A 13049-nucleotide genomic window follows, 5' to 3' on the forward strand; every position below is an offset into this window, starting at 1 on the left:
GCGGAGGGGGATCGCCCGCCGTCGGGGGTGCGCGCCGGGGCGCGCAGCTCGGTCAGGATCCGGCGACGGCGTTGGCCAGGTCCTGCTGGTAGGCGGCCAGGTCCGAGGCGCCGGTGGTGAACTTGCTGGTGGCGTCGGAGATGGCGTTGAGCACGGCGACCGGCGTGGCCGCGCCGTGGGCGAGCGACGGCACGATGGTGTCCTTGCCGTAGGCCTCGATCGCGCTCTGCTGGTACTCGGAGAAGTCCGAGGGGTTGGCGTCGGTGCGGGCCGGGATGGAGCCCTTGGCCTTGTTGAACGCCGTCTGACCCTCGAGGGAGCCGACCGTCTCCAGCCACGCCTTGGCGCCGTCGGGGTGCGGGGCGCCGACGGGGAGGGTGAAGGAGTCGGCGAGGAAGCCGAACATCGAGTCGCTGCCGGGCACCGGGAACTCGACGAAGTCGGTGCCGCGGGCCTTGTCCTGCTCCTCGAAGGCCGCGACGGCCCAGTCGCCCATCACGTTGTAGGCGGCGTTGCCGTCGATGACCATCTGGGTGGCCTCGGGCCAGTCCAGGCCGTCACGGTCGGAGTTGGTGTAGCTCATGAGGGTCTGGAAGTCCTCCAGGGCCGCGGTGACCTCGGCGCCCTTCCAGTCCGTCGTCCCGTCCCACAGGCCGTTGTAGGCCTCGGCGCCCAGGTCGGCCATGAGGACCGTCTCGAGCAGGTGCACCTGGGTCCAGGTGGTGGCCACGGACAGCGGCGTCTTGCCGGTCGCCTTGATCTTCTCCAGGTCGGCGATCCACGCGTCCATGTCGGCGGGCACGGCGGCCGCGTCCACCCCGGCCTCCTTGAGGACCGCGGGGTTGGCCCACACCACATTGGAGCGGTGGATGTTGGAGGGGATCGAGTAGATCTTGCCGTCCACGGTGAGCAGGTCGACGAGGTCCTGCGGGAACGCGTCGCGCAGCTTGAACTCGTCGTAGAGGCTGGAGACGTCCTCGAGCTGGGCGGCGTTGATGTAGTCGGTCAGCTCCTTGCCGGCGTGGGCCTGGAACGTGTCCGGCGGGTCGCCGGCCTGCAGGCGCGACTGCAGCAGGTCCTTCGCGGCGGAGCCGGCGCCGCCGGCCACCGCGCCGTTGACGAACTTGACGTCGCTGTGCTGCTGCTCGAACACGCTCACCATGGCGTCCAGGCCGGCCTTCTCCGAGCCCTGGGCCCACCAGGTGAAGACCTCGACCTCGTTGCCGCCGCCGCCACCGCTGGTGTCGCCGCCGGAAGCCTTGTCCGATCCGCCGCCGCATGCGGCGAGGACCAGGCTGGCGGCCGCGATCCCGGCCACCGCTGCGATCCGTCGCATCTGACACTCTCCTTCGAAACTTCGTCGTCCCGTCAGCACGGCGGGGGTGCCGTGCCGCAGCCTGTCGTCCCCGAGCTGGCCATCCTCATCGTCGGGCCAATCGCGGACTTTGTCACCGATTTGCTAGAAATCGTCGTCGATTTGTGATGTACGCGAGCCTAACGTGAGCGGCGGGCGAAGCGCGAACCCGAGCAGAACCGCACAGCACCGCTCACCGGAGGTCGTGCGTCAGCCGGTGCCGCCCGGCAACGGCGCCGATTCCAGGGCGAGGGCGAGCGCGCCCAGCACCGCCGCCCGGTCGCCGAGCAGGCCCCGTTCCACGCGCGCCCGGGCGGCCACCGACGGGATGGCGTCGCGCCGCAGGCCGGTGCGCACGGCCCCGAGGAACGCCTCCCCGGCCCTCACGAACGGGCCACCGAGGAGGATCAGCTCCGGATCGACGAGGTTGGCCAGCAGCGCGACGCCGCGGCCCACGTGGCGGCCGACGTCCTCGATCACCCGCCGGCACGCCGGGTCACCGGCGCCGCAGGCCTCGATGACCTGGTCGATCGTCAGGTCCGGCCCCAGCGTCGGGCGGAGCAGCTCGAGGGCGGAGGGGACGGACGCGACGGTCTCCAGGCACCCGCGGTTGCCGCACCGGCACACCGCCCCCGCCGGCTCCAGCGGGGAGTGGCCCAGCTCGCCGGCGGTGCCGCCGAAGCCCCGGTGGAGGTGGCCGTCGAGCACCATCCCCGCCCCGATGCCGGTGGAGATCTTCACGTAGACGGCGTTGCGCACGCCCCGGGCCGCGCCCCAGCGCGACTCGGCCAGGACGGCCAGGTTGGCGTCGTTGTCCGTGGCCGCCGGGACGCCCAGCCGGGCCCCGACCTCGCGTGCCATGTCGTACCCGACCCAGCCGCTGAGGATGGTGCCCGGTCCGACAGTCTGGGAGCTGCGCTCCACCGGCCCGGGCAGGCCCAGGCCGACGGCGCGCAGGTCGCCAGGTGCGCGCCCGGACGCCTCGAGGAGGTCGGCGAGCAGGTCGAGCACGATCGGGGTCGTCTCGGGCCCGGAGTGACCGAGGGGGAGCGGGACCTCGCGCTCGGCCACGACCTGGCCGTCCGCGGTGGCTAGCGCCGCCCGGACGTGGGTGCGCCCGACGTCCACGCCGCCCACGACGCCGCCCTGCGGCGCCAGTCCGAACGTGCGGGCGGGGCGGCCGCGTCCTCGGGTGACCGGGTCCGCCGGGTTCTCCACGAGGGTGCCGTCGGCGACGAGGTCGGCGACGATCCCGGCCACGGTGGTCGGGGAGAGCTCCAGGGTGCGGGCGATGGCCGCCCGTGAGAGCGCGCCGCGCTCGCCGAGCAGGCGCACCACGGCCCGCTGGTTGCGGCCGCGGGGGCCCGTGCCGGACGGCGCCGGGGTGGTCGCTTCTGTGCGGGCCACCTGACCCTCCAATTTACGTCAGTTTTGGACAATATTGCTGTCCCGGTGGCCGCATTATCCACCGACGTCGGGACTAATCGAGGCGGTTCGCGCTCGGCGCGCAGAAATAGACGCGCCCGTGGCGTGCCGGCACCGCTGAGCCTCGGCGGCGCGGGGGAGTGCTTTCAGACCGACGGCGCGGTGGGGCGGGCCGGCTTTCATCTCCACAGCGCGGCGTCGCGGACCGGCCTTCGGCCTCACGGGGCGGCGCGGCGGACCGCGAGCGAGGATGGTCCATGGCCGAGTGCACGCACCTCGACACGGTTGCCGACGTCCAGCCCTCCAGCACCGGGTGCGAGGACTGTCTGCGCATCGGCGGGCGGTGGGTCCACCTGCGGATGTGCATGCGCTGCGGGCACGTGGGGTGCTGCGACAACTCCCCGAACCGCCACGCCACCGCGCACTGGCGGGAGCACCCGGACCATCCCCTCGTCCGCTCCTACGAGCCGGGCGAGGACTGGTGGTGGTGCTACCTCGACCAGCTGCTCTTCGAGGTGCGCGGAGCTCCCCCTGCTCCCTCGCACCCGTGAGCGCCCGGCCGGGCCACCGCAGCCCGGCCTCGCGACGCGGTCACGGAAGGACGGCTGTGCGCAGAGTCAGGGGAAGACGACGGTGCGCTGCCCGTCGAGCAGCACGCGGTGCTCGGCGTGCCAGCGCACCGCGCGGGCCAGCACCCGCCGCTCGACGTCCTGGCCGCGGGCCACCATCTCCGCGACGTCGTCGGCGTGGGTGACGCGCTCGACGTCCTGCTCGATGATCGGGCCTTCGTCCAGGTCCGCGGTGACGTAGTGCGCCGTCGCGCCGATGAGCTTCACGCCCCGGGTGTGCGCCTGGGCATAGGGCCGGGCGCCCTTGAAGCTCGGCAGGAAGGAGTGGTGGATGTTGATGACGTTGCCGGCCAGCTCGGTGCACACCTCGTCCGAGAGGATCTGCATGTAGCGGGCCAGCACCACCAGCTCGACGTCGTGCTCGCGGACGAGGTTGAGCAGGGCCTGCTCGGCGTCCCGCTTGGTCTCCTTCGTCACCGGGATGTGGTGGAAGGGCGCGCCGTAGAAGGAGGCGATGGGCTCGAGGTCCGGGTGGTTGGCGACGACGCCGACGACGTCGATGGGCAGGCCCTGGAAGCGCTGCCGGAAGAGCAGGTCCACCAGGCAGTGGGCCTCCTTGGAGGCCATGATCAGGGTGCGGACCGGGCGGCCGACCTCGTCGAGCTTCCACGTCATGTCGAACTCGCGGGCCACCGCCGCCAGCGCGCCCTCGACCTCCTGGCGCGGGGCGCGGGTCTCGACCTGCACCCGCATGAAGAACAGTCCGGTGGAGGGGTCCCCGAACTGCTGGGACTCGGTGATGTTCCCGCCGTGCTCGGCGAGGGCCCCGGACACGGCGTGGACGATCCCGGGGCGGTCGGGGCAGGAGAGGGCGAGGACAAGGTGCTCGACGGGTGCGGCGCTCACCCGCCGGAGGGTAGCGCTCGGGCGTCGCCCCAGGTGGCGGCGTCCGCCTGGCGGTTAACGACGCGGTCCCGTCCGGCTGGATGCCACACTGGGGGCATGGACGACGTCAGGATCGACCTCATCACCGAGGACGAGGCGGGAGAGCTGCTCACCGTGCGCCGGGCGGCGTTCGTGACCGAGGCGCAGCTGTACGGGGACCCGAACCTCCCGGCGCTGACCCAGTCGCTCACCGAGCTGGTCGCGGACATCAACCGGCCCGACGTCGTCACCCTCGGGGCGTGGCTCGGGCACCGCCTCGTGGGCTCGATCCGCGTCGAGCTCGAGGCGGAGAAGGCCAACCTCGGCCGCCTCGCCGTCGTCCCGGACCTCCAGGGGCGCGGGATCGGCACCAAGCTGCTCATGGCCGTGCTGCAGTACCTGCCCGAGCAGACCAAGGAGGTCTGGGTGTTCACCGGGCAGGACTCCAAGCAGAACCTCGCGATGTACGCCAAGCAGGGCTACGAGTACCAGTACGACCAGCACACCGGCGACCTGACCTACGCCTACCTGCGGCGCATCCTGGGAGAGGACGAGCCGGGCGAGAGCCTCGCCGGCCTCGAGCCCTGACGTCCGGCGTGGGACGGCGCCGCCGGGGCCGCGCGCACTTGGTAGTCTCGTCGCCGTCGCGACTGGCGCCTGAGGTGGGGAACCACCGGGGAGCGACATCTGCACCAGATTCGAGGTCGTCCGCCTGGGCCGAGAGTCACCACACCGAGTGCGCACGCACACCGTGTGCGTGAGACCACCAGCGGAGGAAGCATGAGCCCGACCACTTCCGGCAGCGCCACGTCCGTGGCCAACCAGTCCCTGCAGGAGCTGGACCCCGAGATCGCCGCGGTGCTCGACGGCGAGCTCGCCCGGCAGCGCGAGACCCTCGAGATGATTGCCAGCGAGAACTTCGTCCCGCGCGCCGTCCTGCAGGCGCAGGGCTCCGTGCTGACGAACAAGTACGCCGAGGGCTACCCGGGCCGGCGCTACTACGGCGGCTGCGAGCAGGTCGACATCGCCGAGAACCTCGCCATCGAGCGGGCCAAGGCCCTTTTCGGCGCCGACTACGCCAACGTCCAGCCCCACTCCGGCGCCCAGGCCAACGCCGCCGTCCTCATGGCGCTGGCCAACCCCGGCGACAAGATCCTCGGGCTGAGCCTCGCGCACGGCGGGCACCTCACGCACGGCATGAAGATCAACTTCTCCGGCAAGCTCTACGACGTCGCCTCCTACGGGGTGGACGAGCACAGCCACCGCATCGAGATGGAGACGGTGCGCAAGACGGCGCTCGAGCAGCGGCCGAAGGTGATCATCGCCGGCTGGTCGGCCTACCCGCGCCAGCTCGACTTCGCCGCCTTCCGCGAGATCGCCGACGAGGTCGGCGCCTACCTCTGGACGGACATGGCGCACTTCGCCGGGCTGGTCGCGGCGGGCCTGCACCCCTCGCCGGTGCCGCACTCCGATGTCGTCTCCTCCACCGTGCACAAGACCATCGGCGGCCCCCGCTCCGGATTCGTGCTCTCGCGCGACGCCGAGACCTTCGGCAAGAAGATCAACTCCGCCGTCTTCCCCGGCCAGCAGGGCGGCCCGCTCATGCACGTGGTCGCCGCCAAGGCGGTGGCGTTCAAGATCGCCGCGGGCGAGGAGTTCAAGGACCGCCAGCGCCGCACCCTCGAGGGCGCCCGGATCATCGCCGAGCGGCTGAGCGCGAAGGACGTCGCCGACGCCGGCATCTCCCTGGTCACCGGCGGCACGGACGTGCACCTGGTGCTCGTGGACCTGCGCAACGCCGCCCTCGACGGCCAGCAGGCCGAGGACCTCCTCCACGCCGCCGGCATCACGGTCAACCGCAACGCCGTGCCGTTCGACCCCCGCCCGCCGCGCGTGACGTCCGGCCTGCGCATCGGCACGCCGGCGCTGGCCACCCGCGGGTTCGGCGCCGCGGAGTTCACCGAGGTCGCGGACATCATCGCCACCACGCTGGTGGGCGGCGCCGGGACGGACGTCGAGGCGCAGCGCGCCCGCGTGCAGGCCCTGACGGAGGGCTTCCCGCTCTACCCGGGCCTGCAGCAGTGACCGCGCGCGTCCTGGACGGGCGCGCGACCGCGGCCGCGATCAAGGCCGAGCTGACCACCCGCGTGGCCGCGCTGCGCGACCGCGGCATCAGGCCCGGCCTGGGCACGGTGCTGGTCGGCGAGGACCCGGGCTCGAAGGCGTACGTCGCCGGCAAGCACCGGGACTGCGCCGAGGTTGGCATCGCCTCCATCCGCGAGGACCTGCCCGCCACGGCGACGCAGGACGACGTCGCCGCCGCGGTGGCCCGGCTCAACGCCGACCCCGCCTGCACCGGCTACATCGTCCAGCTGCCGCTGCCACGCGGGATCGACGCCAACGCCATCCTGGAGACGATCGACCCCGCCAAGGACGCCGACGGGCTGCACCCGACGAACCTCGGCCGGCTCGTGCTGCGCGTCAAGGACGAGATCACCTCCCCGCTGCCGTGCACGCCGCGGGCGGTGCTCGAGCTGGTGGCCCGGCACGGGCTGTCGCTGGCCGGCAAGGACGTCTGCGTCGTCGGTCGCGGGACGACCGTCGGGCGCAGCATCGGGCTGCTGCTCACCCGCAAGGACGTCAACGCCACCGTGACGCTGACCCACACGGGGACGGCCGACCTCGCTAGCCACGTGCGCGCGGCGGACGTCGTCGTGGCGGCCGCGGGGCAGCCGGGCATCATCACCGCCGACATGGTCAAGCCGGGTGCGGTGGTGCTGGACGTGGGGGTGTCGCGCGCCGTCGACCCCGCGACCGGCAAGACGAAGCTGCGCGGTGACGTCGCGCCGGGAGTCGACGAGGTGGCGGGATGGCTCTCGCCCAACCCTGGCGGTGTCGGGCCGATGACTCGGGCGATGTTGCTGGCCAACGTCGTCGACACGGCGGAGCGCACTGCCGCCTGACGGGTCTCGCAGAGGGCGGGTCGCACGAGCGGCCCGCCCTCTTTGTCTGTGCGGTGGGCTTATCCCCAGGCCCGGCGCGGATGTCGGTGACCGTCGGTAGTGTGCTACACATGTTCGATAGGCGGGGTGGTCGGGACCGGGGTGCGGGGCAGCCCGGTGCTGACCCTGCCGCGGCGAGACCCTCGGCCCCGCCGGTTCCGTCGGTGCCTGCCGCGCCGCCGGCTCCCGCCCCTCTCTCCTCCGCCGACATCAGCGGGTGGCGCGAAGCCTTGGCGGGAGTGGATCGGGATGTCTCGGACGCCGAGCGGGTCGATCAGCTGCGGACGTTGGAGGAGCTGAAGGCGGCCGCGGCGGCGGCGCAGGCGCGGATCGCGGTGGACCTGGACGTCTCCCAGCGCCGGGCGCAGGAGGCGGCCGGGGTGCCCGCGAAGAAGCGCGGGCAGGGGGTGGGGGCGCAGGTGGCGCTGGCCCGCCGAGAGTCGCCCCACCAGGGCGGGCGGCTGCTCGGTTTGGCCAAGACCCTGGTGCTGGAAATGCCCCACACCTTCGCCGCCCTGCAGGCCGGGACGATCAGTGAGTGGCGGGCGACGCTGGTGGTGCGCGAGTCGATCTGCCTGGTCCGTGCGGACCGGGCCGCCCTCGACGACCAGCTGTGGGCCGACCCGGGCGCGGTGGAGCGGCTGGGCACCCGGGCGCTGGTGGCCCGGGCCAAGCAGCTGGCCTACCGCCTGGACGCCGCCTCCGTGGTGGCCCGGGCCCGCCGTGCGGAGGCCGAACGCTCCGTGAGCCTGCGCCCGGCGCCGGACACCATGACCTACCTGACCGGGTTGTTGCCGGTGGCCCAGGGGGTGGGGGTGTGGGCGGCGCTGACCCGGACGGCGGACGCGCTGCGCGCCCAGGGCGACGGGCGCAGCCGGGGGCAGATCATGGCCGACACCCTCGTCGAGCGGGTCACCGGCCAGGCCCGCGCCGCCGACGTGCCCGTCGAGGTCCAGCTGGTCATGACCGACCGCACCCTGCTCGCCGGCGACGCCGAACCGGCCCTGATCCCCGGGTACGGGACCGTGCCGGCGGACTTCGCCCGGGACCTGCTCGCCGCCCGCCTGCCCACCCCCGATGGCGCCGATGGCGCCGCGGCGACGGGCCCGGACGAGAGGCGGGTGCTGGCGTGGCTGCGGCGGTTGTTCACCGCCTCGGGCACCGGCGAGCTGGTCGCGCTGGACTCCCGCCGCCGCATCGCCCCACCCGGGCTGGCCCGGTTCATCAACACCCGGGACCAGGCGTGCCGGACGAGCTGGTGCGACGCCCCGATCCGCCACCGCGACCACGTCGTCCCCGCCGCCGCCGGCGGGCCGACCACCGCGCAGAACCTGCGCGGGGCCTGCGAGGGCTGCAACTACGCCCGGCAGGCCCCCGGCTGGGCCGCCCGCACCCTCCCCACCAGCCAGGACACGGTCACGAGCGGCGACGGCGACCAGGGCGACGGTCAGCGGGCCGGGCCCGGCGGGCACGTCGTCGAACTGACCACCCCCACCGGGCACACCTACACCTCCCACGCCCCACCCCTGCCCGGCCACCGACCCGCTCCAGCGACGGGGCCGCCGGGCCGGCAGCCAGCCGGACCACCGGGCGCTCCCGAGAGCGACAGCCGCCTGAAGCGACTGGTCGAACGCCACCGAGCCACCTTGGACCGGACCGCCTGAGAAGGTCGCGCCGCCGCGCGGCAGGAGCGGTCGTCGAGCCAGTCGATGTGAGTTGTCGCACGAGAGGGCCGGGAACGAGCGCCCTGGCTGGACCCGTGGGCCAACGTGTCGGTGGGCTCGGCGATACTGGCCGGGTGCTGAGCATCGCCACCGTCAACGTCAACGGCATCCGGGCCGCCTTCAAGCGCGGCATGGACGCCTGGATCGCCCATCGCCGCCCCGAGGTTCTCCTGCTGCAGGAGGTGCGCGCCAACGACGAGATCCTCGCCGAGCACCTCGGCGACGGGTGGCACATCGCCCACCAGGCCTGCGACATCAAGGGTCGCGCCGGAGTGGCGGTCGCGTCGCGGCTGCCGGCCTCCGCCGTCCGGGTCGGCCTGGGCAACGACGAGCCCGCGGTGGATACCGGCCGGTGGGTCGAGATGGACCTGGAGGTGCCCGGCACCGACCGGCCCCTGACGGTCGTCTCCGTCTACGTCCACTCCGGCACGGTCGGCACGGACAAGATGGACGCCAAGTACGCGCACCTGGAGAAGGTCACGGCCCGGATGAGCGCCCTCGCCGACCAGGCCCGCGCGGGGGAGCGCGACGTCGTCGTCGGCGGCGACATCAACATCGTCCACCGCGAGGTGGACATCAAGAACTGGAAGAGCAACCACAACAAGACCTCCGGCGTCCTCGACGAGGAGATCGCCTACCTGGAGAAGTGGTTCGCCGACGACTGGGTGGACCTGGGCCGCCGGCTCGGCGGGGACGGCCCCGGGCCGTACACCTGGTGGTCCTGGCGCGGCAAGGCGTTCGACAACGACTCCGGCTGGCGCATCGACTACCAGCTCGCGACCCCGGGGGCCGCCGAGCGCGCCACCTCCGCCGTCGTCGACCGCGCCGAGAGCTACGACCGGCGCTTCTCCGACCACGCCCCGGTCGTGGTCACCTACGAGATCTGACCCGCCGAGCGGCCGGGACAGCGGCCCTCAGTACCGGATGGCGTCGATCGGGCGCACCCGCACCGCGACGGCGGCGGGCAGCAGTCCCGCCAGCGCCCCCACCCCCGCCGCGGCCGCGAGCCCGGTGAGGGCCGCGGCGAGCGGGAACGGCGGGGTGTCCTCCAGGCCGAAGCCGAGGAGGGACTCCAGCGGGAGGTTGCGCACGGCGACCACCGCCAGCCCGACGCCGACGACGCCGGCCACCGCCGTCGCCACGACCGACTCGAGCATGATGGAGAAGAACACCCGGCCCGACGTCGCCCCGAAGGACCGCCGGATGCCGATCTCGCGGATGCGCTGGCGGACGGTGACGAGGGAGATGTTCACCAGGCTCAGCGCGCCGAGCAGGAGCACGAGCGTGCCGATGCCCAGCACGACCAGCCGGAAGGTGCGGTCGAAAGCCTCCTGGCCGGAGACGGCGTTGCTGTACACATCGACCATCGCCCCCTCGCCGAGGGCCGCGGTGAGGTCACGACGCACCGTCTCCATGCCCAGGTCGGCCGTCTCCGGAGGCACCCACAGCTCCAGCTGGGGGACGGCGCCCATCGCCGGGTCGACCTCGGGGGCGCCGGAGACGCGGCTGTAGGAGTCGTACAGCACGAAGGCGGCCGGGCCCTCGTCGGGCCAGCGGTTGGCCATCACGCCGGTGACGACGAGAGTCACCGGGTTCGCCCCCGGCAGGGTCACCGTCGGGTGCGTCGCCAGGCCGGGGGAGTCGACGGCGGAGAGGAAGGCCTCGTTGACCACCAGCGCGGGCGCCAGCCGGTCCTCGTCCCCGGGGGCGAACCACGCGCCGTCGACCAGCTGGATGCGGTGCATCGTCCCGTAGGGCTGGTCCACCAGCTGCAGCTGGCTCTCGAACGTGGCGCCGCCCGCCCGGAAGCGGCCCGAGGCCCACTGCACCACCGAGGCGTGGTCGACCTGGTAGCGCGCCGCGAGCTCGCGCATCGCGGGCACGACGTCGCTGTTGCCGCTCGGCGTGGCGGCGAAGGCGTTGACCGTCAGGGTGGTCTGCCGGCCCATGTCGCGCTCCATCATCTCGGTCTGCGCCTGCGCGGTCATCTGCCCGACGGCGAGCACGGCCGTCATCGCGGCGACCGACACCGCCACGCCGATGAGCGAGAGCAGCACCCGCAGCTTGTGCAGCCGCAGCTCGTCCCAGGCCTCCACGAGCGCCCCCACGACGCCGGTCACGAGCCGACCTCCGCGTCGGCGGTGCGCCCGGCGCCGCCGCCGGCCGGGACGACGACGTCGGAGCCGACGAGGGACTCGAGCGTGCCGCCGCTGCGCGGGGCGATCGCGATGGGCGTGAGCACCCCCTCGCCGAGGCGGAGGTGGCGCCGCGCCCGGGAGGCGACGGCGAGGTCGTGGGTGATGGTGATGAGCGCCGCGCCCGTCTCCGAGGCGATGCCGTCGAGCAGGTCGATGACCTCCCGGCCGGTGTCGACGTCGAGGGCGCCGGTGGGCTCGTCGGCGAGGATCACCCGGGGCGAGCGCACCAGCGCGCGGGCGATTGCCACCCGCTGCTGCTCGCCACCGGAGAGCTGGGCGGGCAGGGAGTCCATGCGCGCGGCCAGCCCCACCCGGTCGAGCATCTCCTGGGCGGTGCGCGTGCGGCGCCAGAAGCTGCGCCCGCGGGCGTAGAGCAGCGGCGCGACGACGTTCTCCAGCGCGGTGCGCCCGGGCAGCAGGTTGAACTGCTGGAAGACGAAGCCGAAGTCCTCCCCGCGCCGCCGGGCCCGCCGCCGCCCGCCGAGCCGGCCGACGTCGGCGCCGTCGAGCAGGTACTCCCCGGAGGTGGGGGAGTCGAGCAGGCCGAGGATGTTCAGCAGCGTCGACTTCCCGGTGCCGGAGCGGCCGACGACGGAGACGTGCTCACCGGCCTCGACGGCGAGGTCCACGCCGCGCAGGATGTGCAGCTCGCTCAAATCCGGGAGCCGGACCGTCCGGGTGACGGCGCGCAGCTCGAGCAGCGGCATCAGAAGGCCCGCTCGACGGTTCCCGGCCCACCGACGGGTGGGACGTCCCCGACCGGGATGAACTCGAGGATCGTGTCGCCCTCCGCCAGGCCCTCGGTGATCTGCACGACCTGCCCGTCGGTCATGCCCAGGCCGACCGACGTCTTGGTCGGCTCGGCACCGTCCGGCCCCACCACCCAGACGTTCCCGGTGGCGAACAGCCCCTGCACCGCGGTGACGGGCACGACCAGCACGTCGCTGGCCTGCCCCGCGGTGACGGTCATCGTCCCGGCCAGGCCCGGGAACACCCGGACGTCACCGGGGACGGCGCAGCGGACCTCGACCGTCGCGCTCGGTTCGGCCGGCGGGGCGAAGGGGTCGCCGGGGCCGCTCGCCCCGCCGGCGCCCGGCGTGACCTCGGTGCCGGTGGTCAGGCCGGTGCAGGTGAAGGGGGCGGGCCCGCCGCGCACCTCGACGCTCGCCTCGCTCGGGGCGTCGAGCAGGCGGTACTGCTGCTCCGCCGTCAGCGGCCCGGTCACCGAGAACGTGCCGGGGGTGACGGCGGCGACGACGTCGCCGATGCCCACCTGCTGGTCGCGCAGGACCTTGAGGGAGACGGTGCCGGTCACCGGCGCGGCGACCGTCGACCGCTTGATGCGGGGCCTTTGCTGCACCACGGTGACGTTGCCCTCGGCGTCGACGCGCTCCACCGGGTCGACGGGCACCTCCTGCCGGATCTCCAGCAGGGGCGCCCCGGCCTCGACGTGGGCGCCGTCGGCCACGGCGAAGTAGCCGACCGTGCCCTCCATCGTCGCCCTGGCCTCCACGGCCGGGTCGGCCGTGACGGTCGCGTCCACCGTGACGGTGTTGGACACCGTGCCGGTGGTCACCGTGGCGACCGGGTCGGTGAACACCGCCCCGGGGACGTCGACGGGACCTGCGGGAGCGGCAGCGGCGCCGCCGAAGAAGGCCAGCTTGACCAGCGCGGCCGCGATCACCGCCCACACCAGCAGGCGCAGGGCGGGGAAGACGACGTGGCGGGCGACGGTCACAGGACCCCCAGGGCTCGGGGGCGATCGTCCGCGACCGCCCGGATCGCGGGAAATCTATCTGTATCCGTCCGAAGCTGGGCTCATTTGCCCGGCGAAGTTTCGCCGGCACCCAGCC

The 13049-nt window shown here is 73.5% G+C and carries 12 protein-coding genes and 1 riboswitch; of the genes, 6 read left to right on the forward strand and 6 right to left on the reverse strand.

Annotated elements, in window-relative coordinates; all coding sequences use genetic code 11:
- Positions 1 to 52: 52 nt before the first annotated feature.
- Together GD970_RS04490 and GD970_RS04495 are read right to left on the reverse strand one after the other, a co-directional pair.
- Positions 53 to 1336 carry an ABC transporter substrate-binding protein gene (locus tag GD970_RS04490; RefSeq protein ID WP_152201296.1) on the reverse strand — a complete coding sequence of 428 codons (1284 nt, stop codon included), beginning with the start codon at positions 1334 to 1336 and terminating at the stop codon, positions 53 to 55.
- Between the two features lie 228 nt (positions 1337 to 1564).
- Positions 1565 to 2761, reverse strand: coding sequence for an ROK family transcriptional regulator (locus GD970_RS04495; protein WP_152201298.1), 1197 nt, complete (start codon positions 2759 to 2761; stop codon positions 1565 to 1567).
- 275 nt (positions 2762 to 3036) lie between these two features.
- Between GD970_RS04495 and GD970_RS04500 the strand changes: the two genes are divergently transcribed.
- Positions 3037 to 3330: a UBP-type zinc finger domain-containing protein gene (locus tag GD970_RS04500; protein ID WP_152201301.1), complete on the forward strand. Its 294-nt coding sequence runs from the start codon at positions 3037 to 3039 to the stop codon at positions 3328 to 3330.
- Positions 3331 to 3396: 66 nt separating this feature from the next.
- Here GD970_RS04500 and purU read toward each other — a convergent pair whose 3' ends face one another.
- Entirely contained in the window at positions 3397 to 4254 is an 858-nt protein-coding gene (gene purU / locus GD970_RS04505; RefSeq protein WP_152201303.1) for a formyltetrahydrofolate deformylase, read from the reverse strand.
- Positions 4255 to 4350: 96 nt separating this feature from the next.
- On the opposite strand from purU, the gene GD970_RS04510 reads away from it, so the two are divergent.
- The 5 genes from GD970_RS04510 to GD970_RS04530 all read left to right on the forward strand — a co-directional run bounded on the left by GD970_RS04510 (position 4351) and on the right by GD970_RS04530 (position 9885).
- The gene (locus tag GD970_RS04510; RefSeq protein WP_152201305.1) at positions 4351 to 4860 is read left to right on the forward strand and encodes a GNAT family N-acetyltransferase; all 510 of its coding nucleotides are present in this window, start codon (positions 4351 to 4353) and stop codon (positions 4858 to 4860) included.
- A gap of 48 nt (positions 4861 to 4908) precedes the next feature.
- Positions 4909 to 4997: riboswitch (ZMP/ZTP riboswitch) on the forward strand.
- Positions 4998 to 5052: 55 nt separating this feature from the next.
- Positions 5053 to 6357 carry a serine hydroxymethyltransferase gene (gene glyA / locus GD970_RS04515; RefSeq protein WP_152201308.1) on the forward strand — a complete coding sequence of 435 codons (1305 nt, stop codon included), beginning with the start codon at positions 5053 to 5055 and terminating at the stop codon, positions 6355 to 6357.
- Complete coding sequence (locus GD970_RS04520; protein WP_152201311.1) at positions 6354 to 7235, forward strand: bifunctional methylenetetrahydrofolate dehydrogenase/methenyltetrahydrofolate cyclohydrolase; 882 nt, start codon at positions 6354 to 6356, stop codon at positions 7233 to 7235. Before glyA ends, GD970_RS04520 begins: the two co-directional genes overlap by 4 nt.
- A gap of 278 nt (positions 7236 to 7513) precedes the next feature.
- Positions 7514 to 8938: an HNH endonuclease gene (locus GD970_RS04525; protein WP_226925155.1), complete on the forward strand. Its 1425-nt coding sequence runs from the start codon at positions 7514 to 7516 to the stop codon at positions 8936 to 8938.
- A 134-nt stretch (positions 8939 to 9072) separates the two neighbouring features.
- Entirely contained in the window at positions 9073 to 9885 is an 813-nt protein-coding gene (locus GD970_RS04530) for an exodeoxyribonuclease III (protein ID WP_152201316.1), read from the forward strand.
- 27 nt (positions 9886 to 9912) lie between these two features.
- Here the strand turns inward: GD970_RS04530 and GD970_RS04535 are convergent, their stop codons facing one another.
- From GD970_RS04535 to GD970_RS04545, 3 genes are read right to left on the reverse strand one after another with little or no spacing between them, the layout of a single operon-like run.
- Positions 9913 to 11118, reverse strand: a complete 1206-nt coding sequence (locus GD970_RS04535) for an ABC transporter permease (RefSeq protein ID WP_152201319.1) — start codon at positions 11116 to 11118, stop codon at positions 9913 to 9915.
- Complete coding sequence (locus GD970_RS04540) at positions 11115 to 11903, reverse strand: ABC transporter ATP-binding protein (protein WP_152201321.1); 789 nt, start codon at positions 11901 to 11903, stop codon at positions 11115 to 11117. The genes GD970_RS04535 and GD970_RS04540 overlap by 4 nt, the downstream gene beginning before the upstream one ends.
- Positions 11903 to 12934, reverse strand: a complete 1032-nt coding sequence (locus GD970_RS04545) for an efflux RND transporter periplasmic adaptor subunit (RefSeq protein ID WP_152201324.1) — start codon at positions 12932 to 12934, stop codon at positions 11903 to 11905. Before GD970_RS04545 ends, GD970_RS04540 begins: the two co-directional genes overlap by 1 nt.
- Positions 12935 to 13049 lie beyond the last annotated feature (115 nt).

The sequence above is a fragment of the Georgenia thermotolerans genome (assembly GCF_009193185.1).
Lineage (GTDB): Bacteria > Actinomycetota > Actinomycetes > Actinomycetales > Actinomycetaceae > Georgenia > Georgenia thermotolerans.

Bases quoted from the DNA above. Each gene is read 5' to 3' on its own strand.
- GD970_RS04490 (WP_152201296.1), bottom strand. From the start codon at position 1,336: ATGCGACGGATCGCAGCGGTGGCCGGGATCGCGGCCGCCAGCCTGGTC.
- GD970_RS04500 (WP_152201301.1), top strand. From the start codon at position 3,037: ATGGCCGAGTGCACGCACCTCGACACGGTTGCCGACGTCCAGCCCTCC.
- GD970_RS04510 (WP_152201305.1), top strand. From the start codon at position 4,351: ATGGACGACGTCAGGATCGACCTCATCACCGAGGACGAGGCGGGAGAG.
- glyA (WP_152201308.1), top strand. From the start codon at position 5,053: ATGAGCCCGACCACTTCCGGCAGCGCCACGTCCGTGGCCAACCAGTCC.
- GD970_RS04540 (WP_152201321.1), bottom strand. From the start codon at position 11,903: ATGCCGCTGCTCGAGCTGCGCGCCGTCACCCGGACGGTCCGGCTCCCG.